Source organism: Variovorax paradoxus, assembly GCF_000834655.1.
GTDB lineage: Bacteria > Pseudomonadota > Gammaproteobacteria > Burkholderiales > Burkholderiaceae_C > Variovorax > Variovorax paradoxus_F.
The window spans coordinates 1-21,656 of sequence record NZ_JXQQ01000046.1; the positions used below are offsets into that span (position 1 = coordinate 1).

The following is a 21,656-nucleotide window of genomic DNA, read 5'->3' on the forward strand; positions in this document are numbered from 1 at the left end:
CCCCATCCCAACCTTCCCCCAGCGGGGGAAGGAGCAAGACCATGAAGCCCACGGGCCGCGCCACCATCGCTGACGTCGCCGAAGCGGCCGGCGTTTCCAAAGCCACCGTCTCGCGCTTCCTCAACCACCGCGAACGGCTGTTGAGCCCCGACATCGCCGCGCGCGTCGAGGTCGCGATCGCCAAGCTGGCGTACTCGCCGAGTCCGATGGCGCAGGCGCTGAGCCATGGCCGCTCGCGGCTCATTGGCCTGATCGTGGCCGACATCACCAACCCGTATTCGGTCGCCGTGCTGCGCGGCGCCGAGAAGGCCTGCCAGGACGCCGGCTACCTCGTCATGCTGTTCAACCTCGGCAACGAGAGCGAACGCGAGCGCGAGGCGATCGATGCGCTCGCGGGCTACCAGGTCGACGGCTTCATCCTCAACACGCTCGGCCGCGGCAGCAACGTGGTCGATGCGGTCACGCTGCATGGCAAGCCCGCGGTGCTGGTCGACCGCCGGCACACCGGCATGCACACCGACTTCGTCTCGCTCGACAACCACGCGGCCATGCAGGCCACCTGCGGGCATCTGCTCGAAGGCGGCTATCGCGAGTTGCTCTACGTCACCGAGCCGCAGAAGGGTGTGAGCTCGCGGCGCGAGCGCACGGCCGCCTTCGGTGCCTGCGTGACGGCGCACGAACCGCGCGTGGCCGGCGAGGTGTTCGAATCGGTCGAGGGCGAGAACGATGCGCTCGATGCCGCACTGACCGCGCTGCGCAAGCGCGCCAGGCGCGGCCGCCGTGCCGCCGTGGTCGCGGGCAATGCGGTGGTCACGCTGCGCGTGGCGCAGGCCATGGCGCGGCTGGGCCTGCAGTTCGGCGACGACCTGGGCTTCGTCGGCTTCGACGATCCCGAATGGGCCTCGCTGATCGGCCCTGGCCTGAGCACCGTGGCGCAGCCCACCGACGCCATCGGCCGCACGGCCGCTACATGCCTGATCGAGCGGCTGCGGGGGTTGGACTCTGCGCCGCGCCAGCTTCTTCTCCCTGGAGAGCTGATGGTGCGGGGCTCGTCGCAGGCGCTCTAGCATCCTGCACCGCGCGGTCGAAGGTGATCGGCCCGCGCATCCAGTCGCTCGCGCGCTCGGCGATCATGATCGTCGGCGCATTGGTGTTGCCGCCGATCAGCGTGGGCATCACCGAGGCATCGACCACGCGCAGGTTCTCGATGCCGTGCACGCGCAGTTTCGGATCGACCACTGCCATCGCATCCACGCCCATCTTGCAGGTGCCCACCGGGTGGTAGATGGTGTCGGCGCGCGAGCGGATTTGCTGCGTGAGTTCTTCGTCGGTGTGGGCATCGGCGGTGTAGAGCTCGCTGTGCCGGTACTTCTGCAGCGCCGGGGCGCGCAGGATCTCGCGCACCTTCTTCACGCCCTGCAGCAGCAGTGCCATGTCTTCGGCCTCGGAGAGAAACCGCGGGTCGATGCGCGGCGCCGACAGCGGGTTCGCATCGTCGAGCCGCACGTCGCCGCGGCCCTTGGGCCGCAGCACGCACACGTGGCACGAGAAGCCGAAGCCCATGTGCAGCTTGCGCGCATGGTCGTCGGTGATCGCGATCACGAAGTGCAGCTGCAGGTCGGGCCGGGGCAGTTCGGGTGACGACTTGATGAAGGCGCCGCCTTCCGCAAAGGGCGTCGCGACTAAACCCTTGCCGCTCTTGCGCCACTCGAGGATCGCCTTCATCAGGTTCAGCCCGGCCTTCGCGCCGATGCCAAAGAGGTCGGTGTCCTTCGAGGCGTAGGCGAGGATGAAATCGGTGTGGTCCTGCAGGTTCTGGCCGACGCCCGGCAGCGCATGCCGCACCGCGATGCCGTGGCGGCCCAGCTCGGCGGGGTCGCCGATGCCCGAGAGCATCAGCAGCTGCGGCGAGTTGAAGGCGCCGCCGCACAGCGCCACTTCGCGATGCGCGCGGATGATCTCGATGGTGCCGCCGCGCAGCACCTCCACGCCGGTGGCGCGCTTGTCCTGGAGCACCACGCGCAGGGCCTGCGTGCCGGTCAGCACCGTGAGGTTGGGGCGGGTCATGGCCGGATGCAGGTAGGCCGCGGCCGCCGAGCAGCGCTCGCCGTTCCTCGCGCCGCCGTGGAACTGCGTGACCTGGTAGAGGCCCGCACCTTCCTGCTCGGGGCCGTTGAAATCGTCGTTGCGCCGAATGCCGCACTCTGCGGCTGCGCGAACGAAGTCCTCGGTGATGGGTCGCGGGCTCTGCTGCTCCGAGACCTGCAACGGCCCGGAGGCACCGTGCAATGTGCTCTCGCCGCGCTCGTTGCCTTCGGCGCGCTTGAAGTACGGCAGCACCTCGTCGAACGACCAGCCCGCGCAACCGGCCTGCGCCCAGTCGTCGTAGTCGTCGCGGTGGCCGCGCACGTAGAGCATGGCGTTGATCGCGCTCGACCCGCCCAGGCACCGCCCGCGTGGCTGGTAGCCGCGGCGTCCGTTCAGGCCGGGCTGCGGCACGGTCTGGTAGGCGTAGTTGTTGATGCGCGGGCGGCCCGGCAGCATCGCTACCGTGCCGGCCGGCGCCCGCACCAGGATGCCGCGGCCGTCGCCACCGGCTTCGACGAGGCAGACCGTCACCGCCGGGTCTGCGCTGAGGCGGGCGGCCAGCGTGGCGCCGCCGGAGCCTCCGCCCACGATCACGTAGTCGAATTCCATGGCATGTCTCCGTCGTTGTTGTGTTCTGCCGCGGGAGCTCGAACTGTACGATGGCGCGGAGGGGCCGGCACCGATCTGCAGGCTCAAGGAGAGTCCCGATGCCAGAGCCAGGTGTGCGTTCCCGCTACGAAGCCGCAGTGAATGCGCTCGCCCGGGCGGCATCGCAGATGCTCGCCGCGGGCACCGGTGAAGAGCAGGTTGCCCGCTGGGTGGTCGCCGAGCGCAATCGCCTCAAGGAGGCCTACCGCGACCTGACGCCGCCCGAGCTGCTGGGCCAGATCGAGGCCCGGACGATGCAGGCCTACGGCAACGTCCTCGGTCCTTCGGTGGACCAGTTGCGGGCGGCTGGCAAGTCATGGGCCGAGATCATCGATTCAGCGTCCCGGGCCGGCGCTCATCCGTTTCGGCCGGACGGGCTTCCCGTGCAGAGACAGACAGACGACTGACAGCTGCCGGCGCCCCACTGGGTGACCTGCCCATCGCCAAGATGGCGAAGCCAACTGCATGCAAGGGGGCGCTTCGACCGCAGCGTGAAACGTCAACTCCAGCGCGACGGAGTGCCGACGCGCATGGGAAAGCGCGCCGGGGCTTGAGGCCGGTCACCAGCCGTGGAAGCGGCCCCACGCCTGCAACGCACCGTCTTCGCCGAGCGCCTGGTATTCGGGAAATTGCGCACCTGTCGCGCACGCGTGGTTGGGCAGGATGCGCAGGCGCGTGCCGATCGGGAAGCGCGTTGCGATGTCGGTGTCGGGGGCGCCTTCGCGCGAGAGGATGCCGTGCTCCTGGTTCGCGCCGCTGAGCAGGTAGCCGTCGAGCACCGTGCCGTCGAGAGCGCAGGCCTGGCCGTAGCCGAAGTCGCGCTTCTGCTTCTGCGTGCCGCGGTCGCGGCTCATCGCCATCCAGCCCGCATCGACGATGGCCCAGCCCTTCTCGACCTGGTGGCCGATCACGGTGGTGAGCACGCTCAGTGCGACCTCGTCCGTGTCGCACACGCCGACGTTGCGCATCACGAGGTCGAAGAACACGTAGACGCCCGCGCGCACTTCGGTCACGCCGTCGAGGCGCTCGGCCATCAGCGCCGTGGGCGTGGAGCCCACGCTGACGACGGCGCAGGGCAGGCCCGCATTGCGCAGCCGCTCTGCGGCGCGCACGCAGCCGGCGCGCTCCTGCTCGGCCATGGCCTTCAGGGCTTCGGGCGTGTCGAGGTCGTAGCTGGAGCCGGCGTGCGTCATCACGCCGGCCAGGTGCATGCCGCCGTCGTGCAGCACGTGGGCGACTTCGAGCAGCACGTCGTCGTCCGGGCGGATGCCTGAACGGTGGCCGTCGGTGTCGACCTCGATCAGCACGTCGAAGGCCTCGCCGTTCGTGCGGCCGAACTCGGCGATGGCGCGCGCCGAGGCCACGCCGTCCGTGATGATCGACAGCGCGCAGCCGCGGCGGCGCAACGCGAGCGCATGCGGCAGCCGGTGCGCCGCCATGCCCACGGCGTAGAGGATGTCGGTGAAGCCTGCGGCGAAGAACTGCTCGGCCTCCTTGAGCGTGGAGACGGTGATGCCTTGCGCACCCGCATCGCGCTGCGCACGCGCCACGTCGATGCACTTGCTGGTCTTCACGTGCGGGCGGAAGCGCACGCCGAGCGCGTTCATGCGCGCCTGCATCCGCGCGATGTTGTGCTGCATGCGCGGCTGCTCGACGATGGCGGCGGGCGTGTCGATGGTGGCAAGCGTAGGGGTGTTCATGAAGGAGTTCCGTTCAGGCGATCGAAGCGAAGGATTGGAGCCATGGCAGCGCGGGCGCGAGCGTCGCGGCCTGTTGCTCGGGCGGCGGCGCGCCTTTCGGCAAGGCAAGCCCCACGCGGTTGTGCCAGAAGGTGCGCAGGCCCACGGCCGAGGTGCCGAACATGTCGTAGCCCGAGCCGGCGACGAAAGCCGCGTCGCTGGCCTTCACGCCCAGCCGGTCGAGCGCCATGCGGTAGGGGCGCGCATCGGGCTTGTAGAAGCCGGCTTCTTCGGAGGTGACGACCACGTCCCATTCGATGCCGAGCAACGCTGCCGCGCGATGGCCCAGCCGCTGCGAGCAGTTGGTGACGACCGCGAGCTTGCAGTGGGGCCTGAGCGCCTGCAGCAGTTCGCGTGCGCCGTCCCATGCGGGCAGTTCGTCCCAGTGCGCTTCGAGCGCGTCGGACGCGGTGTCGGCCATGCCGGTGTTGCGGGCGGCATCTTTCACCAGTTGCTCGTAGGGCACGTAGGCGCCGCAGCCGTAGGTCAGGCGCAGGTATTCGGCGCGCCATGTGCGGCCCTTGTCTTCGGAGCCGGCGGCGGCGTTCCACACGGTCCACGAGTCGAGGAGGGCGGTGAGCAGGTCGAAGAGCACGGCGCGCGGGTAGGTGCTGGCTGGGGAAACGGGGGCTTGCATGGCGATGGACTGTACGTTTCAAAGCCCTTGTTGTGCTTCAATGCGAACTCATCATTCGTTAAGCACAGGTTAATGATCCAGATCGAGGACATGCAACTGGCAGCCGCCTTGCTGCGCGAGCCTTCGCTCAGCGCCGCAGCGCGTTCGCTGGACGTCACGCCGCCCGCGCTGTCGATGCGGCTGCGCAAGCTCGAAGCCACGCTTGGCCTCTCGCTCGCCACCCGCACCGCGCGGCGCCTGAGCCTCACTGCCGAGGGCGAACGCTTCGCGCGCGAGGCTTCGGCGCTGCTCGGGCAGATCGAGGGGCTGCGCGATTCGATGCAGCGCGACGACCGCCGACTCACTGGCACCTTGCGCATCGCCGCGCCCTTCGGCTACGGCCGGCAATACGTGGCGCCGATGCTCGCTCGCTTCGCCTGGCTGCATCCGGGCCTGCGCATCCAGTTCGACCTGCGCGAGACGCCCTGGCCCGACCGGCACGATGCCGACGCGATCATCCACATCGGCACGGTGCGCGACTCGTCGTGGGTCGCGCGCACGCTGAGCGCCAACGAACGCTGGCTCTGCGCGAGCCCCGAGTACCTGCGCGCACGCGGCACGCCCCGCGTTCCGCGCGATGTGATGACGCACGACTGCATCGTCATCCGCGAGAACGAAGAGGACGTCACGCTCTGGCATGTGCGCCGCGCCGCGAAGCCGAAAGCGCTCCAGCGTGCGGGCGCGCGCGAAACGCTGCGCATCGCGCCGGCCTTCGTCACCAACGACGGCAGCGTGGCGCGGCACTGGGCCGAGCAGGGCATGGGGCTGGTGCTGCGCTCCGAATGGGACGCGGCGGATGCGATCGCGCGGGGCTCGCTGGTTCGGGTGCTGAAAGACTGGGCATTCGACAGCGCGCCGGTGCTGCTGCTCGTGCCAACCCGCAAGGGACGCACGGCGCGCGTGCAGGCGTTGATCGAGTTCCTGGAGGCGAGCTTCGGCAGCGCGCCGTAGCTCACGGGATCCGGTCGCCGTCGCGCACCGATTCGACGGCGCCGTTGTAGAAGCGAACGATCCCGAGGAAGTTGCCCTGGCCGCGGTGGTAGGTCCAGTCTTCCATCGGAACGCATTGCTGACTGATGATCTGCCGCGTGCCGCCGCCCCGCGCGCCGGGCGTGACGATCACTTCGACCTGCGGGCGCGGGACGCAGACGAGGTCCTTCAAGACCGGCTCGCCGCATTTGTTGAGGACGGAGAACTTCGATTCGCCGACGCCTGCGAGAAAGCCGCCGCAACTGAGCGATTGCGCGATAGCGCCGCCCGGGTGCAGGGCGGCGAACAGAAGCGCAGTCGATGCGAGGGTGCGCAGGAGGGTGTGCATGGCGGTCGAGGGCTCGAAAAAAAGCCCCGGCTGGCGGGGCGATTTCCTGGCGGATCAGCCGACTTCGGCGATCAGCTCGATCTCGACACAGGCACCCATTGGCACTTGCGCCACGCCGAACGCGCTGCGCGCATGCGCGCCCTTTTCGGGGCCGAAGACTTCGGCGAAGAATTCGCTCGCGCCATTGGTCACCAGGTGCTGTTCGGTGAAGGTGCCGACCGAGTTCACCAGGCTCATCACCTTGACGATGCGCTTGACCTTGTTGAGATCGCCCACGGCCGCGTGCAGCGTGCCCAGCAGGTCGATGGCGATGGCGCGCGCAGCCTGCTTGCCTTCTTCGGTGGTGATGTTCACGCCGAGCTGGCCGGCCCAGACCTTGCCGTCCTTCTTGGCGATGTGGCCCGACAGGAACACGAGGTTGCCGGTCTGCACGAAGGGCACGTAGGCGGCGGCGGGGGCCGAGACCGGGGGCAGGGTGATGCCGAGGCTGGAAAGTTTGTCGTAAACGCTCATGGAGACTCCTTGTCTTGGGGTGTCGATTGTGTCCGGCTTTGCGCGGCCAGCTCGATCACTTCCCCCACCGGCTGCACGGTCACCCCGACGCTCAACGTGTGCCTTGCGCCGCCATGGAGTACGCCGCGCATCGGCGAGACATCGGAGTAGTCGCGGCCGATGGCCAGCGTCACGTAGTCCTCGCCGGGCTGGCGTCCGTTGGTGGGGTCGAAATCGGCCCAGCCACCGGCGCCCGGCGGGCCGTCCTGCTCTTCATCGCCCGCTACGTCGCTGCGGCCGGGCAGGTACACCGACACCCACGCGTGCGACGCGTCGGCGCCCACCAGGCGCGGCTGGCCGGGCGGCGGCTGCGTGAGCAGGTAGCCGCTCACGTAGCGCGCGGGCAGGCCGAGCGTGCGGAAGCACGCGATCATGATGTGCGCGAAGTCCTGGCACACGCCCTTGCGCTGGGCCAGCGCCTCGACGGCGGGGGTGTTGATCTCGGTGCTGTCGGCGTCGTAGTCGAAGTCGCGGTACATGCGCTCGGTGAGGTCCATCGCCACGTCGAAGGTGGGGCGTCCGGGCACGAAGCTCGCGCGCGCATAGGCGGCGAAATCGCCGTGGCGCGGCACGTAGGGCGAGGGAAAGACGAATTCGGAAGCCGCGTCGAAGGTGGCGTCCTTGCGAAAGCGGAAGCGCTCGCGCACGGCCTCCCAGGGCAGCTCGCGCGCGATGGCGGGTGAGAGCACCGGAACCGAGGTCTCGACCACGCTCTCGGCGGTGACCACCAGCCGGTCGTGCGTGGCTTCGAGCGCGAAGAAGGCGCGGGTGTTGCCGTAGAGGTCGGGTAGCTCGCTGCGCTGAGCGGGCGGCGGATCGATCGCGAGCTGATGGCTCACCAGCCGCTGCGAACCGGTGGCCAGCGGCTTCAGGTGGGCCAGGTGCTGCGCCGTCTCGACCGGCGGTGCGTACTCGTAGCGGGTTTCGTGGGTGACGTGCAGCAGCATGGCAGGGTCTTGGGGTTACTTCGCTTCGGTGCCGAAGTGCGAGGCGTAGATCTTCGCGTAGGTGCCGTCGGCCTTGATGTCCGCCAGGCCCTTGTCGATCTTGGCGAGAAGCTCGGCGTTGCCCTTCTTCACCGCGATGCCGTACTGCTCGGCCGGAAAGCCCGCATCGCTCACCGTCTTGAACCCGCCGCCTGCGTTGTTGGCAAGGTAGTGCGCCACCACGCCGTTGTCGGCCACCACCGCCTGCACGCCGCCGGCTTCGAGTTCCTTCAGCGCGAGCGGGGTGGATTCGAAGCGCTTGATGGCCGTGCTCGACTTGCCCAGCAGCTTGCCCACGACTTCGTCGCCCGTCGTGCCGTTCTGCACGCCGACCTTCAGGCTCTTGATGTCGTCGAACTTCGCAACCGGCGAATCGCTCTTGACCGCGATGAGCTGCCTGGCTTCGAAGTAGGGCTGCGAGAAGTCCATGGTCTGGCGGCGCTCGTCGGTGATGGTGATCGACGACACCAGCAGGTCGCGGTCGCCCTGGTCGAGCGAATTGAAGATGCCTTCCCAAGGCGTGTTGACGAACTTCACCTCGATGCCCGCCTTCTGCGCGACGGCCTTGACCACGTCGATGTCGAAGCCCACGACCTCGCCCTTTTCGTTCTGCGATTCGAACGGCGCGTAGGCGGCGTCGGTGCCCACGACCAGCACGCGCGCCGCGGCGGGCGCAGGCGGTGCCGAAGCGACGCCGGGCGCAGCGGCCTCCTGCTTGCCGCAGCCGGCCAGTGCAAGGCCGGTAGCGAGTGCAGCGGCGATCAGTGTGATTCGGCGGTCGATGAGCATGTCTGCCTCCTGGATTTCATTGTGGAACGTCGCGGAACCGGCTTTGCCGGGCCGCAGGCGTTGCCCCCGCGAGGGGGAGTGCGAAGCGACACGAAGTGCGCGAAGCATGGGGGAGAGCCAGGTGTTGCCGCAGAACCGGCTTTGCCGGGCTGCTGGCGTTGCCCCCGGCGAGGGGGGGTGCGAAGCGACACGAAGTGCGCGAAGCATGGGGGAGAGCCAGTTCAAGCGCCGACGGAGCGCAGGGATTCGGAGGTGAGCGTGAAGTAGCGCGTGCCGATGGCGTCCGACACATGGTAGGCGGCCGTCTCGCAGTTGGCGAGCAACTGCACCAGCGCGGGGTAGTTCGCGTCGGGCCCGGCAGCGCAAAGGTGCTCGAGCGTCCAGGTGGCCGGGTCGGGCAGTTCGTACGACAGCGCCGTGAGCTTGCCGGGCGCGCTGCCCGCGAGCCGCGCGATGCGCCCTCGCAGCGTTTGCGTCACCCAGGCGAGCGAGCGCGGGTTCTCGGCATCGAGCACCAGCAGGTCGACAAGCGTGGCGACGTCGCGGCGCTGCTGGTAGCGCGCGTGGAAGGTGATGGTGCTGTCGAACAGCGCCACCATCGCCTCGAAGCCGCTGACCTCGTGCACCGCCCCGTTGTCGAAGCCGGCTTCCAGCGCGTTCGACAGGAAGCCCAGGCGCTCGATGTGGCGGCCGATGGAGAGCAGTCGCCAGGCGTCGTCGCGCGTCATGCGGTCGGTCTGCGCGCCGGTCATCGCGGCCAGCGCGGTGCTGGCCGATTCGAGCGCGCGCAACGCGGCGCTGGCGGCAAAGCTGCCTTCGCCCGCCTGCTCGGCCGCGCGCCGGAGGAACTCGGCTTCGGCGCGCACGATCTGGTTCCAGTTGTCCTGCGAGAGCCGTTCGCGCACCGCGGCCGCGGCCTCGCGGATGCAGCGCAGGCTATAGCCGACGCTGCCGCCCTTGTCGACGTCGCCGAGCTCGGCCACCAGCGCGCGCTCGAACACCCGGCGCGACTGCGGCGCGCTCGGCGCCTCGGCCGGCACCAGCGCATTGCGCACGGCCATGCGGTGCAGCCATTCGAGCAGCGGGCGCGAGGACTGGTCTTCGCCGCCCAGCAGGTTGAGGGTGAGGCGCGCCAGGCGCACCGCGTTCTCGGCGCGCTCGGTGTAGCGGCCGAGCCAGAACATGTTCTCTGCCGCGCGGCTGGTGACCGGCGCGCGGTGCCGCGCGAGCGAGGCCGGCGTGGCATGCGGCTGCAGCAGCGTGGTGCGATCGACCTCGCCGTGCGTCTGCACCCACACGTCGGCGCTGCTGCCGCCGCGCTGCATCGAGGCGATCTGCGCATTCGCGCCTGCGAGCCGGGCAAGCCCGCCGGGCAGCACGCGCCAGGACTGCGCGCCGTCGCTCACCGCGAACACGCGCAGCAGCACCGCGCGCGGCGCGATATGGCCAGGGCCCAGGTCGCTCGCCCAGGTGGGCATCTGCGACAGCGGCATGTAGCTCTGCACGGTGTGGGCGTCGCCCTCGCGCACGATGCGGCCGGCCCACTCGTCGAGCTCGCGCCGGCCGAGCTGGCTGCCGAGCACGGCGTCGAAGCTGGTCTGGCCGTCGGAGCCCGGGTAGGTGGGCTTGATGGCGCAGTCGCCCAGCTGCGGCAGCACGGCTTCGAGCGCCGCACGCTCGCCGCACCACCAGGTGGGGAGGGCCGGGAGCTTGAGCTTCTCGCCGATCAGCCGGCGCGCAAGGCCCGGCAGGAAACCGAGCAGCGCGGGCGATTCGAGGAACGCCGAGCCCGGCATGTTGGCCACGAGCACGTTGCCGGCGCGAATCGCCTGCAGGAGCCCGGGCACGCCGAGCGTGGAATCGGGGCGCAGCTCCAGCGGGTCGAGGAACTGGTCGTCCAGCCGCTTGATGAGGCCGTGCACCGGGCGCAGGCCCTGCAAAGTCTTGAGGTAGAGGCGCTGGTCGCGCACCGTGAGGTCGTTGCCTTCGACCAGCGTCACGCCGAGATAGCGCGCGAGGTAGGCGTGCTCGAAGTAGGTCTCGTTGTACGGGCCGGGCGTGAGGAGGGCGATGTGGGGCGGCACGCCGGCCGGGCACATGCGCTGCAGGCCGTCCATCATGGCGCTGTAGGTGGCGGCCAGGCGCTGCACGTGCAGCGCCTCGAACGCCTGCGGAAACTGGCGCGTGATGGCCAGGCGGTTTTCCAGCAGGTAGCCCAGGCCCGAGGGCGCCTGGGTGCGTTGCGACACCACCCACCAGTTGCCGTCGGGGCCGCGTGCGAGGTCAAAGGCCGCGATGTGCAGCCAGGTGTCTCCCGGCGGCTTCACGCCGTGCAGCGCGCGCAGGTAGCCCGGATGGCCGCGCACCAATGCCGGCGGCAGGAGGCCTTCGCTCAGCAACTGCTGGGGGCCGTAGACGTCGGCCATCACGCGGTCGAGCACGCGCACGCGCTGCAGCACGCCGGCCTCGATCTGGCTCCAGCTCTCGGGCGAGACGATCAGCGGAAAGAGGTCGAGCGACCAGGGGCGCTGCGGTCCGTTGGCGTCGGCGTAGACGTTGTAGGTGACGCCGTTGTCGCGGATCTGCCGCTCCAGGCTGACCGCGCGGCGCGGCAGATCGTTGAAGCCGCCCGGGCCGAGCTGGTCGAAGAAAGCGTTCCAGGCGGGGGTGAGCGGCGGTTTGTCGTTGGACGACGGCTGCTGCTGGGACTGCGACTGGGACTGGGACTGCGAAGACTGGGACTGCGACTGCGACTGCGTGGCCGCCGGCCGCTCCGTTGCAGCGTCGTACAGCAGCGGGGCCGGCGCGGTGGCCGGCGCCGAGCCGCCGGCAGCGGGCCTCGCAGGCGCAGCCGCGGTGGCCTGGCCACGCAGCTCGTCGAAGTGGCCGGGCAGCGCGGCCGGTGCGAGCGCCGACGCCAGGGCCGCTGGAAACTCCAGTGCCTGGGCGTCGAACAGGGATTCGTTCAAAGGTTCCACAGGGGGTGGATTGTCACACCGCCGTCACGGGGTACCCGTTCGGGCGGTGTGCTGGATGTCCCCTCAGCGGCGCAAGTCGAGCGTGAACGGGAATTCGCGGCTGCCCGGCAGCTCGATGGTGGCCGGCGGCGTGCGCATGAGGCCGGGCGTGTGGCCCATGCGCGTGAAGCGCGAATGCCGGCGGCTCTCGGCCTCGTAGGCGTTGACCGGGAAGCTGTCGTAGTTGCGCCCGCCCGGGTGGGCCACGAAGTACTGGCAGCCGCCCAGCGAGCGCTTCATCCAGGTGTCCACCAGGTCGAAGGTCAAGGGCGCGTGGGCGCCGATGCTCGGGTGCAGGGCCGAAGGCGGGTTCCAGGCCTTGTAGCGCACGCCCGCGACAAACTCGCCGGTCACGCCCGTGGGCTGCAGCGGCAGCACCTTGCCGTTGACGGTGACGACGTGGCGGCTTTCGTTCAGGCCCGTCACGCGCACCTCGATGCGCTCGAGCGACGAATCGACGTAGCGCACCGTGCCCCCCGCCGAGCCTTCCTCGCCCATCACGTGCCACGGCTCCAGCGCGTTGCGCAGCGACAGCTCCACGCCCATCGCCTGCATCTGGCCCACGAGCGGGAAGCGGAACTCGAAGTGCGGCGCGAACCAGTCGGGATCGAACGCGAAGCCGGCCTGGCGCATCTCGCTGATGACGTCGTCGAAGTCCATCTTCACGAAGGTCGGCAGGAGGAACCGGTCGTGCAGCTCGGTGCCCCAGCGGGTGACCGGCGCCTTGTAGGGCTCGTCCCAGAAGCGGGCCACCAGCGCGCGGATCAGGAGCTGCTGCGCGATGCTCATGCGCGCATGCGGCGGCATCTCGAAGGCGCGCAGCTCCAGGAGGCCCAGGCGGCCGGTGCTGGAGTCGGGCGAATACAGCTTGTCGATGCAGAACTCGCTGCGGTGCGTGTTGCCCGACACGTCGATCAGGATGTTGCGCAGCGTGCGGTCGACCAGCCATGCGGGCATGTTCTGGCCGTAGATCTCGCGGTTCTTGGCGATTTCCTTGAGGGCGATTTCGAGCTCGTAGACCTGGTCGTTGCGCGCCTCGTCCACGCGCGGGGCCTGGCTCGTCGGGCCGATGAACATGCCCGAGAAGAGGTAGCTCAGCGACGGATGGTTGTGCCAGTAGAGCAGGAGGCTCGCGAGCAGCTCGGGCCGGCGCAGGAACGGGCTGTCCGCCGGCGTGGCGCCGCCCATCACGAAGTGGTTGCCGCCGCCGGTGCCGGTGTGGCGGCCGTCGGTCATGAACTTCTCTGCCGACAGGCGCGTCTCGAACGCGGCGTTGTAGAGGAACTCGGTGTGCGCGACCAGTTCCTTCCAGTTGTGGGCCGGGTGGATGTTGACCTCGATCACGCCCGGGTCGGGCGTGACGGCCAGCATCTTCAGGCGCGGATCGCGCGGCGGCGGATAGCCTTCCATCACGATGCGCATGTCCAGTTCGCGCGCGGTGGCTTCGACGGCGGCCACGAGGTCCAGGTAGTCCTCCAGGCGCGCGAGCGGCGGCATGAAGACGTAGAGCACGCCCGAGGCGCTGCCCTTCTTCTCGGCCGACGGGCCGTTGGCTCGGCGCGGGTCGCGCACTTCGACGCACAGCGCGGTGCGGGTGACCCAGTGGGCCGATTCGCCACGCAGGGGCTGGCGGGTGGCGGGCGTGGCGGTGGCGTCGTCGGCGGCACGCGCGGCGGCGGCTGCGTCGCCGCTCGCGGCATCTCCGGGGCTCTGCAGGCGCAGCGAAGCCGGAACCACGGGGGGTGTACCGAAGGTGTAGGGCACGTCGCCCAGGCTGGCGCCGCCGGCAGCGGGGGCACCCGTGCTGTAGCGCGCACGGTAGTCGGCCGCGCTCGGCAGCGCGCCGCGCGGTGCGGTCGGGTCGCGCTCGATCAGGTACGGGTAGTCGCCCTTGCTCGCCCACGGTTGCGAGTCGAGCGGCAAGCGGTAGCCCATGGGCGAATCGCCCGGAATGAGATAGAGCCGGTCGTCGCGCAGGAACCAGGGGCCGGTCTTCCAGCCGGGGCCGGCGAGCGCGGGCGCATCGGCGTTCGCATTGCCCGGCTCGATGGGCAGCATGTAGCCGATCACCGCATCGAGCTTCTGCGTGAACACGCGGCGCAGGCGCACGCGTTCGAGTTCGTCGTCGAGCTTCGACTCGAACGGGTCGACGTTCACCGGCAGGCGGCGTTCGCGCCAGAGGTAGTAGTAGGTGTCTTCGTAGCCGGGCTGGATGTAGCGCTCGGTCAGCCCGAGGTTGCCTGCCAGGGTGCTGGTGAAGCGGCGCGCATCTTCGCTCGTGTAGTGCGTGGGAAATCGCTCGTCGGCAAAGAGCGCAGGGTCGTGCCACAGCGTCTGGCCGTCGGCACGCCAGAAGATCGACAGCGCCCAGCGCGGCAGTTGCTCGCCCGGGTACCACTTGCCCTGGCCGAAATGCAGGAACCCGCCGTTGCCGTATTCGGCGCGCAGCTTGTGGACGAGTTCGGTCGCGTAGCCGCGCTTGGTGGGGCCGAGCGCGTCGGTGTTCCACTCGGGCGCGTCGCGATCGCTGGTGGCCACGTAGGTGGGCTCGCCGCCCATCGTGAGGCGCACGTCGCCGGCCTTAAGGCGCGCATCGACGGCATCGCCGAGCGTGAGCACTTCGGCCCACTGCTCTTCGGTGTAGGGCTTGGTGACGCGCGGCGATTCGTAGATGCGCGTGACCTTCATCTCGTGGCCGAACTCGACCTCCGACTCGTCCACGCCGCCTTCGATGGGCGCCGCGCTCGAGGGCGTGGGCGTGCAGGCGAGCGGGATGTGGCCTTCGCCGGCCATGAGGCCCGAGGTGGCATCCAGGCCGATCCAGCCCGCGCCCGGCAGGAACACCTCGCACCAGGCGTGCAGGTCGGTGAAGTCGACCGTGGTGCCGCTCGGGCCGTCGAGCGCCTTCACGTCGGGCGTGAGCTGGATCAGGTAGCCAGAGACGAAGCGCGCGGCCAGGCCCATGTGGCGCAGCAACTGCACCAGCAGCCAGCCCGAGTCGCGGCACGAGCCGCTGCCGTTGGTGAGCGTTTCTTCCGGCGTCTGCACGCCGGGCTCCATGCGGATGAGGTAGTTGACGTCCTGCTGCACCTGCTGGTTCAGGCCCACCAGGAAGTCGATGGTGCGCTGCTCCTTGCGGTCGATCTTCTCGAGGTAGGCCTCCACCAGCGGCGTGACCGGGTCGGCCACGAGGTAGGGCGCCAGTTCCTCGGCCTGCGAGGCGGTGTACTTGAATGGAAAGTTCTCGGCCTGCGGCTCGAGGAAGAAGTCGAAGGGGTTGTAGACCGCCATCTCGACCACGAGGTCGACGGTGACCTTGAATTCGCGTGTCTTCTCGGGGAACACCAGTCGCGCCTGGTAGTTGGCGAACGGGTCCTGCATCCAGTTGACGAAGTGCTCGGCCGGTTCGACCCGCAGCGAGTACGAAATCACGTTGCTGCGGCAATGCGGCGCGGGCCGCAAGCGCACGACCTGCGGGCCCAACTGCACCAGGCGGTCGTATTTGTAATGGGTGACGTGGTGGAGTGCGGCGTGAATGGACATGCGTTTTTGTGTGCAGTACTGCGAGATTGCATCGAAAAGATGTCTCGTGTGAGACGCATACTAGCCCAGAAGCCAAGCAATTAACGCGCCATCGAGCGCGGGTTCGGGGAGGGTTTGCATCATGTGTTCGGGAGTATTCCGGTGACGCCGTCGCGTGCGTCCGGCAGGGGCGCGTCGTGGGCGTTTGCCGCGTTGGGAGGATCGCTGGTCGGTGCGGCGTTGCAGCTGCATCAGCCGGTGCTTTGGCGCGCGGGGTTCTACGCGGTCTTGTTGTTCGCGGGTGTCGCGGGGTTGTTGTGGCGGCGTGCCTTCGGGCGGCAGATGCTGCTTGCGGCGTTGGTGTGCGGCGCTTTGGTCGGTGCGGGGCTCGCGGGGTGGCGCGCCGTCGCCTACGCAGGCGGCGCGCTCGATCCGTCGATCGAGCGCCGCGACCTGCAGGTGACCGGCGTGGTCTCGCAGATGCCGCAGCGCAACGAGACCGGCACGCGGTTTCAGCTCGATGTCGAATCCGCGCGCTGGGCCGGTGCGCGCGAAGGCGTGCCGCCCGTGGTGCCGTCGCGCATCGCGCTCGGCTGGTATGGCGAGAACACGGGCCTCTGGGGGCGCGCGCCGGAAGGGCGCGCGGTTTCGTCCGCCGCGGTCGGTGCATTGCATGCCGGCGAGCGATGGCGATTCACGGTGCGGCTCAGGGCGCCGCACGGCAACGTCAATCCGCACGGCTTCGACAGCGAGCTCTGGCTGTGGGAGCAGGGCGTGCATGCCTACGGCTACGTGCGCACCGGTTCGCGCGACCCGGCCCCGGTGCATGTCGCGAACACGTGGCGCCATCCCATCGAGCGCGCACGCGAATCCGTACGCGATGCCGTGTTCGAGCGCGTGGCAGACCGCCGGCAGGCCGGAGTGATCGCCGCCCTCGTCACCGGCGACCAGCGCGCGATCGACCGCGCCGGCTGGGACGTGTTCAGGGCGACGGGCGTGGCGCACCTGATGTCGATCTCGGGTCTCCACATCACCATGTTCGCCTGGCTCGCCGCGCACATCGTCGGCGCGCTGTGGCGGCGCAGCGGCCGGGCGATGCTGCGCCTTCCCGCACCCCAGGCCGCGCTGCTCGGCGGCGTGGTGCTGGCCACGCTCTACGCGCTCTTCAGCGGTTGGGGCGTGCCCGCGCAGCGAACGGTCTGGATGCTCGCCACCGTCGCCTCGCTTCGCCTGACCGGCAGGCGCTGGCCTTGGCCGCATGTCTGGCTGCTGACTGCCGCGGTGGTCGTGGCGGTCGACCCGTGGGCCTTGATGCAGGCGGGTTTCTGGCTCAGCTTCGTCGCGGTGGGCGTGCTCTTCGCCACCGATTCGACGGAGGCAGGCGCGCGGAAAGCGGGCGCCGCGCAACGGCTGCTCCTGTTCTTTCGCGAGCAATGGGTGATCACGCTCGCGCTCACGCCGCTGAGCCTGTTGCTGTTCCAGCAGGTGTCGCTGGTCGGGCTGTTCGCCAATGCCATCGCGATTCCATGGGTCACGCTCGTGATCACGCCGCTGGCCATGCTGGGCGCCATCGCGGCGCCGCTCTGGGACGTCGCGGCCTGGGCTGTGCAGGCGCTTGCGGTCCTGCTGCAGTGGTTGGCGGGAATGCCGTTCGCCACGTTGTCGATGGCCGCGCCGCCTTGGTGGATGGCCGCCTGCGGCGTGGCGGGCGGCGCGTTGCTCGCCATGCCGCTGCCGCGGTCGATGCGCGCGCTGGGCCTGCCGTTGCTGCTGCCCGTGTTGCTGTGGCAGATGCCGCGGCCCGCCGCCGGCGAGTTCGAAGTGCTCGCGGCCGATGTCGGGCAAGGCAGCGCGGTGCTGGTGCGCACGGCCACGCACAGCCTGCTCTACGACGCCGGGCCCCGCTACAGCCTCGAGAGCGATGCGGGCCACCGCGTGCTCGTGCCGCTGCTGCGCGCCTTCGACGAGCGGCTCGACATGCTGGTGCTGAGCCACCGCGACATCGACCACACCGGCGGCGCGCCCGCGGTGCTCGCGATGCAGCCGCAGGCGCTGCTGCTTAGTTCGATCGAGGCGACGCATCCGCTGCGTGCACAGCAGCCCGGTGCCGTGAACGAGGTGTGCGAAGCCGGCCGGCAATGGGCCTGGGATGGCGTGCATTTCGAACTGCTGCATCCGTTCGCATCGGACTATGCGGCCTCGGCCAAGCCGAACGCGGTTTCGTGCGTGCTGCGCATTGGCAACGGCCGCGCGACCGTGCTGCTGGCCGGCGACATCGAGCGCGACCAGGAGCGCGCGCTCGTGCAGCGAAACGCCGCCCTCGCGGCCGATGTGCTGCTGGTGCCTCATCACGGCAGCAAGACTTCGTCGAGCGATGCGTTGCTCGATGCGGTGCGGCCGCGCATCGCGCTGGTCCAGGCGGGCTACCGCAATCGCTTCGGACACCCGGCGAAGGAAGTGGTCGCGCGCTACACGGATCGCGGCGTGCGGGTGGTGGAGACTGTCCGGTGCGGCGCCGCGCAATGGACCAGCGTGCACCCCGCCGAGGTGGCCTGCGAGCGCGATCGCCGCGCGCGCTACTGGCTGCACCGCGTGCCCTGAACAGCAGCCGGGTGTTCCGTCGAAAAGGTCGCTGGGTCACTCTGGTTGCTGGCGCGCTGGTCGAGCGGTGCTCGGGAACTGCCAAAAATGTGAACTAATTGTTAAACAAATGGGGCGTGGCCGGTTGCTTCGTCGCGTATCGCAGTGCCTGATACGTTGTATCGATCCGAAACAACTTGAGGAGGCGGCATGTTTCACAAGAACAGGCGCCAGCACCAGACGATCGGCAGGCGGGCGCCATGATGTCCGCAGCCGTTCCCACCATCGCCAGCGCCGGGGCAGCCACCATCCCGGCAGCGAAGCTCCAGATGCACCGCGAGGGCGCAGTGCTGGTGCTGACCATCAGCAACCCCGCGGCGCGCAACACCGTCAATCCGTCGATCTACCGGGCCGCCGCGAAGGCCATACGCGCCGCCTCGGGCTTTCGCACCGTCCGCGCCATCGTGCTGACCGGGGAGGGCGAGCATTTCTGCGTCGGCGGCGACCTGCGGCGGCTCGCGCGGCAGCGCAAGCTCCCGCAGGCGGAGCAACTGGCGCATTCCGACGCGTTGAACGAGTGGGTCATGGCGATGCAGGAAGCGCCCCAGCCGGTCATCGCAGCGGTCGAGGGTACGGCGGCAGGCAGCGGCTTTTCGCTGTGCCTTGCGTGCGACCTGGTCGTCGCGGCCGAGGATGCGGAATTCGTGATGTCCAACGTCAACTTCGGCCTTTCGATCGACGGCGGGGGCACCGATTCGCTGGTGCGTTCGCTGCCGCCGCAGGCCGTGATCGAGATCCTCCTGGGCGGCTCGGTCCATCAGGCCCGCCGGCTGCACGACTGGGGCGTCGTCAACCGGATCGTGCCGCGCGGCACGGCCTATGCCGCCGCGCTCGCCTGGGCGCAGAAGCTCGCGCAAGGCCCGTTCGACGTTCAGGCCCGCATCAAGGAGCTGGTGTATTCGGCGCGCGGCCGCGATCGCCGCCAGCAGTTGGAGGCCGAGCGCGGCGTGCTGGTCGAAAGCCTCTACAGCGACGAAAGCGGCAAGCGCATCAAGGAATTCCTGACGGCCCGCAAGAAGGCGTAGGGCCCTCCCCATTCGCGAAACACCGCGGAACCGGCTTCGCCGGGCCGCAGGTGTTGCCCCCTGCAAGGGGGTGGGCGAAGCGACACGAAGTGCGCGAAGCCTGGGGGTTAGCCAGGATTTGGCCCTGAACTTGCTAAGCTATGGCTCAAGGAGATTGGTCGTTCCATGCACAAATTCGATGAGATGTATGAGCAGTTGCCCTATGCGGGGGCTGCGATCCGACAGCACTACAAGCGCTACGACCAATGGCTTGCGAAGCAACCCGGTGAGGTGATGCGATCGCGGCGCGAAGAGGCGGAACTGATCTTCCGCCGGGTCGGCATCACCTTCGCGGTATACGGCGCCAAGGACGAGGACGGCTCGGGCACCGAGCGACTTATTCCGTTCGACCTGCTGCCCCGCATCATTCCCCCCCACGAGTGGGACAGCATGGAAAAGGGGCTGGTGCAGCGCGTCACCGCACTCAACCGCTTCCTGCACGACGTCTACCACGACCAGGAAATCATCAAGGCCGGCATCATCCCGGCTGAGCAGATCCTGAACAACGCGCAGTTCCGCCCCGAGATGATGGGCGTGACCGTGCCGCACAACGTCTACTCGAACATCTCGGGCATCGATATCGTCCGCGCGCCCGATGCCGACGGCAACGGCGAGTACTACGTTCTCGAAGACAACCTCAGGGTGCCCAGCGGCGTGAGCTACATGCTGGAGAACCGCAAGATGATGATGCGGCTCTTCCCGGAGCTCTTCAACCAGAACCGCATCGCGCCGGTCGCGCACTACCCCGACCTGCTGCTGGAAACCCTGCGCGCGAGCGCACCGGCCGCCACGGCCGAGCCCACGGTGGTGGTGCTCACGCCCGGCATGTACAACAGCGCCTACTTCGAGCACGCCTTCCTCGCGCAGCAGATGGGCATCGAGCTGGTCGAGGGGCAGGACCTCTTCGTCAAGGACGACTTCGTCTACATGCGCACCACGCGCGGGCCGCGGCGCGTGGACGTGATCTACCGCCGCGTGGACGACGACTTCCTCGACCCCGACGTGTTCCGCCCGACCTCCACGCTCGGCACGGCGGGCCTCATGCGCGCGTACCGTGCGGGCAACGTCGTGATCTGCAATGCGGTGGGCACCGGCGTGGCCGACGACAAGTCGATCTACCCCTACGTGCCCAAGATGATCGAGTTCTACCTCGGCGAAAAGCCGATCTTGAAGAACGTGCCGACCTACATGTGCCGCAACAAGGACGAGCTGCAGTACACGCTCGACAACATGAAGGACCTGGTCGTCAAGGAGGTGCACGGCGCCGGCGGCTACGGCATGCTGATCGGCCCCGCCGCCACGCACGCCGAGATCGAGGACTTCAAGAAGGCCGTGATCGCCAAGCCCGACGGCTATATCGCGCAGCCGACGCTGAGCCTCTCGACCTCGCCGACCTTCGTGGACGCCGGCATCGCGCCGCGCCACATCGACCTGCGGCCCTTCGTGCTTTCGGGCAAGGAAGTGCAGATGGTGCCCGGCGGCCTCACCCGCGTGGCGCTGAAGGAAGGCTCGCTGGTGGTCAATTCCTCGCAGGGCGGCGGCACCAAGGACACCTGGATCCTCGAAGCCGAGCGTGCGCCCAGGGCGCAATCGCAGTCGCAAAGCCAGTCGTCGTCGGTCTGAGTGCAGGCAAGGAATTAGGAGAACACACGATGCTTTCGCGCACCGCAGACCACCTCTACTGGATGTCCCGCTACACCGAGCGCGCCGAGAACACCGCGCGCATGCTGGACGTCAACTACCAGACCTCGCTCCTGCCGCAGTCGGCCGAAGTGGCCAAGTACGGCTGGCAGGGCGTGCTGTCCATCAGCGAGCTGCTGCCGCTCTACAACAAGAAGTACGAGCAGATCACGCCCAACGAGGTGATGGAGTTCATGGTCAAGGACGAGAGCAATGCCTCGTCGATCGTCTCCTGCCTGAAGGCCGCGCGCGAGAACGCGCGTGCCGTGCGCGGCGCGCTCACCACCGAGGCCTGGGAAACGCAGAACACCACCTGGCTCGAAGTGAACCGCATGCTGCGCCAGGGCGACTTCGAGCGCGATCCGGGCCAGTTTTTCGAGTGGGTCAAGTTCCGCTCGCACCTCTCGCGCGGCGTGACGCTGGGCACGATGCTGCAGGACGAGGCGTTCTACTTCTCGCGCCTGGGCACCTTCCTCGAACGCGCAGACAACACAGCGCGGCTGGTGGACGTGAAGTTCCATGCGCTCAACAGCGAGTTCTTCGGTGCCGCCACCGAGGAAGACCAGGAGTACGACTTCTATCACTGGAGCGCGATCCTGCGCAGCGTCTCGGCCTTCGAGGTCTACCGCAAGGTGTACCGCGACGTGATCAAGCCCGAGCGCGTGGCCGAGCTGCTGATTCTTCGCGCCGACATGCCGCGCTCGCTGCATGCGAGCCTGGTCGAGGTGGTCAACAACCTCGCGAAGGTGCAGAACGAGCAGAGCGCCGAAACGCAGCGCCGCGCCGGCAAGCTCCTGGCCGACCTGCAGTACGCGCGGGTCGACGAGATCCTGGCGACCGGGCTGCATGCCTATCTCACGCAGTTCCTCGACCGTGTGAACGAACTGGGCGGGCGCATCAGCCAGGACTTCCTGGTTCCCGCGCACTGAGCCCCCGG

General features: G+C 68.9%; 16 protein-coding genes. 7 read left to right on the plus strand and 9 right to left on the minus strand.

Annotated elements, in window-relative coordinates:
- The first annotated feature begins 41 nt into the window (after window positions 1–41).
- Window positions 42–1,067, plus strand: a complete 1,026-nt coding sequence (locus RT97_RS19605; RefSeq protein WP_042580493.1) for a LacI family DNA-binding transcriptional regulator — start codon at window positions 42–44, stop codon at window positions 1,065–1,067.
- Here the strand turns inward: RT97_RS19605 and RT97_RS19610 are convergent.
- On the minus strand, window positions 967–2,697 hold the full coding sequence (locus tag RT97_RS19610; RefSeq protein ID WP_042580494.1) for a GMC family oxidoreductase: 1,731 nt from the start codon (window positions 2,695–2,697) through the stop codon (window positions 967–969). The genes RT97_RS19605 and RT97_RS19610 overlap by 101 nt on opposite strands.
- 137 nt (window positions 2,698–2,834) lie before the next feature.
- On the opposite strand from RT97_RS19610, the gene RT97_RS19615 reads away from it, so the two are divergent.
- Window positions 2,835–3,143: a hemagglutinin gene (locus RT97_RS19615; RefSeq protein WP_253278272.1), complete on the plus strand. Its 309-nt coding sequence runs from the start codon at window positions 2,835–2,837 to the stop codon at window positions 3,141–3,143.
- Between the two features lie 153 nt (window positions 3,144–3,296).
- Here the strand turns inward: RT97_RS19615 and RT97_RS19620 are convergent, their stop codons facing one another.
- A complete protein-coding gene (locus tag RT97_RS19620) occupies window positions 3,297–4,436 on the minus strand; it encodes a DSD1 family PLP-dependent enzyme (protein WP_042580496.1) in 1,140 nt (379 codons plus the stop codon).
- Between the two features lie 13 nt (window positions 4,437–4,449).
- Window positions 4,450–5,112: an HAD family hydrolase gene (locus RT97_RS19625; protein ID WP_042580497.1), complete on the minus strand. Its 663-nt coding sequence runs from the start codon at window positions 5,110–5,112 to the stop codon at window positions 4,450–4,452.
- Window positions 5,113–5,184: 72 nt separating this feature from the next.
- On the opposite strand from RT97_RS19625, the gene RT97_RS19630 reads away from it, so the two are divergent.
- The gene (locus RT97_RS19630) at window positions 5,185–6,102 is read left to right on the plus strand and encodes a LysR family transcriptional regulator (RefSeq protein WP_042580498.1); all 918 of its coding nucleotides are present in this window, start codon (window positions 5,185–5,187) and stop codon (window positions 6,100–6,102) included.
- A gap of 1 nt (window position 6,103) precedes the next feature.
- On the opposite strand, the gene RT97_RS19635 is transcribed toward RT97_RS19630, so the two are convergent.
- From RT97_RS19635 to RT97_RS19660, 6 genes are all read right to left on the minus strand, one after another.
- Window positions 6,104–6,469, minus strand: coding sequence for a DUF2845 domain-containing protein (locus RT97_RS19635; protein ID WP_080898365.1), 366 nt, complete (start codon window positions 6,467–6,469; stop codon window positions 6,104–6,106).
- 54 nt (window positions 6,470–6,523) lie between these two features.
- Window positions 6,524–6,982 carry a RidA family protein gene (locus RT97_RS19640; protein WP_042580499.1) on the minus strand — a complete coding sequence of 153 codons (459 nt, stop codon included), beginning with the start codon at window positions 6,980–6,982 and terminating at the stop codon, window positions 6,524–6,526.
- Window positions 6,979–7,968, minus strand: coding sequence for a transglutaminase family protein (locus tag RT97_RS19645; protein ID WP_042580500.1), 990 nt, complete (start codon window positions 7,966–7,968; stop codon window positions 6,979–6,981). Before RT97_RS19645 ends, RT97_RS19640 begins: the two co-directional genes overlap by 4 nt.
- 15 nt (window positions 7,969–7,983) lie before the next feature.
- The gene (locus RT97_RS19650; RefSeq protein ID WP_042580501.1) at window positions 7,984–8,796 is read right to left on the minus strand and encodes a basic amino acid ABC transporter substrate-binding protein; all 813 of its coding nucleotides are present in this window, start codon (window positions 8,794–8,796) and stop codon (window positions 7,984–7,986) included.
- A gap of 221 nt (window positions 8,797–9,017) precedes the next feature.
- A complete protein-coding gene (locus RT97_RS19655; protein ID WP_042580502.1) occupies window positions 9,018–11,774 on the minus strand; it encodes a circularly permuted type 2 ATP-grasp protein in 2,757 nt (918 codons plus the stop codon).
- Window positions 11,775–11,837: 63 nt separating this feature from the next.
- Window positions 11,838–15,356 carry a DUF2126 domain-containing protein gene (locus RT97_RS19660; protein WP_042580503.1) on the minus strand — a complete coding sequence of 1,173 codons (3,519 nt, stop codon included), beginning with the start codon at window positions 15,354–15,356 and terminating at the stop codon, window positions 11,838–11,840.
- 141 nt (window positions 15,357–15,497) lie between these two features.
- Here RT97_RS19660 and RT97_RS19665 point away from each other — a divergent pair, with 141 nt between their 5' ends.
- The 4 genes from RT97_RS19665 to RT97_RS19680 all read left to right on the plus strand — a co-directional run bounded on the left by RT97_RS19665 (window position 15,498) and on the right by RT97_RS19680 (window position 21,648).
- Entirely contained in the window at window positions 15,498–17,936 is a 2,439-nt protein-coding gene (locus RT97_RS19665; protein WP_042580504.1) for a DNA internalization-related competence protein ComEC/Rec2, read from the plus strand.
- Between the two features lie 239 nt (window positions 17,937–18,175).
- Window positions 18,176–19,000, plus strand: coding sequence for an oxepin-CoA hydrolase, alternative type (locus tag RT97_RS19670; RefSeq protein WP_052810708.1), 825 nt, complete (start codon window positions 18,176–18,178; stop codon window positions 18,998–19,000).
- Between the two features lie 165 nt (window positions 19,001–19,165).
- Window positions 19,166–20,662 (plus strand): circularly permuted type 2 ATP-grasp protein, encoded by a 1,497-nt coding sequence (locus tag RT97_RS19675; protein WP_042580505.1) that lies wholly within the window; start codon window positions 19,166–19,168, stop codon window positions 20,660–20,662.
- Window positions 20,663–20,691: 29 nt separating this feature from the next.
- Window positions 20,692–21,648, plus strand: coding sequence for an alpha-E domain-containing protein (locus RT97_RS19680; protein WP_042580506.1), 957 nt, complete (start codon window positions 20,692–20,694; stop codon window positions 21,646–21,648).
- The last annotated feature ends 8 nt before the right edge of the window (window positions 21,649–21,656 follow it).

Excerpts from the sequence above, each read along its gene's own strand:
- RT97_RS19660 (WP_042580503.1), bottom strand. The coding sequence starts at position 15,356 with ATGTCCATTCACGCCGCACTCCACCACGTCACCCATTACAAATACGAC.
- RT97_RS19675 (WP_042580505.1), top strand. The coding sequence starts at position 19,166 with ATGCACAAATTCGATGAGATGTATGAGCAGTTGCCCTATGCGGGGGCT.
- RT97_RS19640 (WP_042580499.1), bottom strand. The coding sequence starts at position 6,982 with ATGAGCGTTTACGACAAACTTTCCAGCCTCGGCATCACCCTGCCCCCG.
- RT97_RS19680 (WP_042580506.1), top strand. The coding sequence starts at position 20,692 with ATGCTTTCGCGCACCGCAGACCACCTCTACTGGATGTCCCGCTACACC.
- RT97_RS19635 (WP_080898365.1), bottom strand. The coding sequence starts at position 6,469 with ATGCACACCCTCCTGCGCACCCTCGCATCGACTGCGCTTCTGTTCGCC.
- RT97_RS19670 (WP_052810708.1), top strand. The coding sequence starts at position 18,176 with ATGATGTCCGCAGCCGTTCCCACCATCGCCAGCGCCGGGGCAGCCACC.
- RT97_RS19605 (WP_042580493.1), top strand. The coding sequence starts at position 42 with ATGAAGCCCACGGGCCGCGCCACCATCGCTGACGTCGCCGAAGCGGCC.
- RT97_RS19610 (WP_042580494.1), bottom strand. The coding sequence starts at position 2,697 with ATGGAATTCGACTACGTGATCGTGGGCGGAGGCTCCGGCGGCGCCACG.
- RT97_RS19645 (WP_042580500.1), bottom strand. The coding sequence starts at position 7,968 with ATGCTGCTGCACGTCACCCACGAAACCCGCTACGAGTACGCACCGCCG.
- RT97_RS19630 (WP_042580498.1), top strand. The coding sequence starts at position 5,185 with ATGATCCAGATCGAGGACATGCAACTGGCAGCCGCCTTGCTGCGCGAG.
- RT97_RS19620 (WP_042580496.1), bottom strand. The coding sequence starts at position 4,436 with ATGAACACCCCTACGCTTGCCACCATCGACACGCCCGCCGCCATCGTC.
- RT97_RS19650 (WP_042580501.1), bottom strand. The coding sequence starts at position 8,796 with ATGCTCATCGACCGCCGAATCACACTGATCGCCGCTGCACTCGCTACC.
- RT97_RS19625 (WP_042580497.1), bottom strand. The coding sequence starts at position 5,112 with ATGCAAGCCCCCGTTTCCCCAGCCAGCACCTACCCGCGCGCCGTGCTC.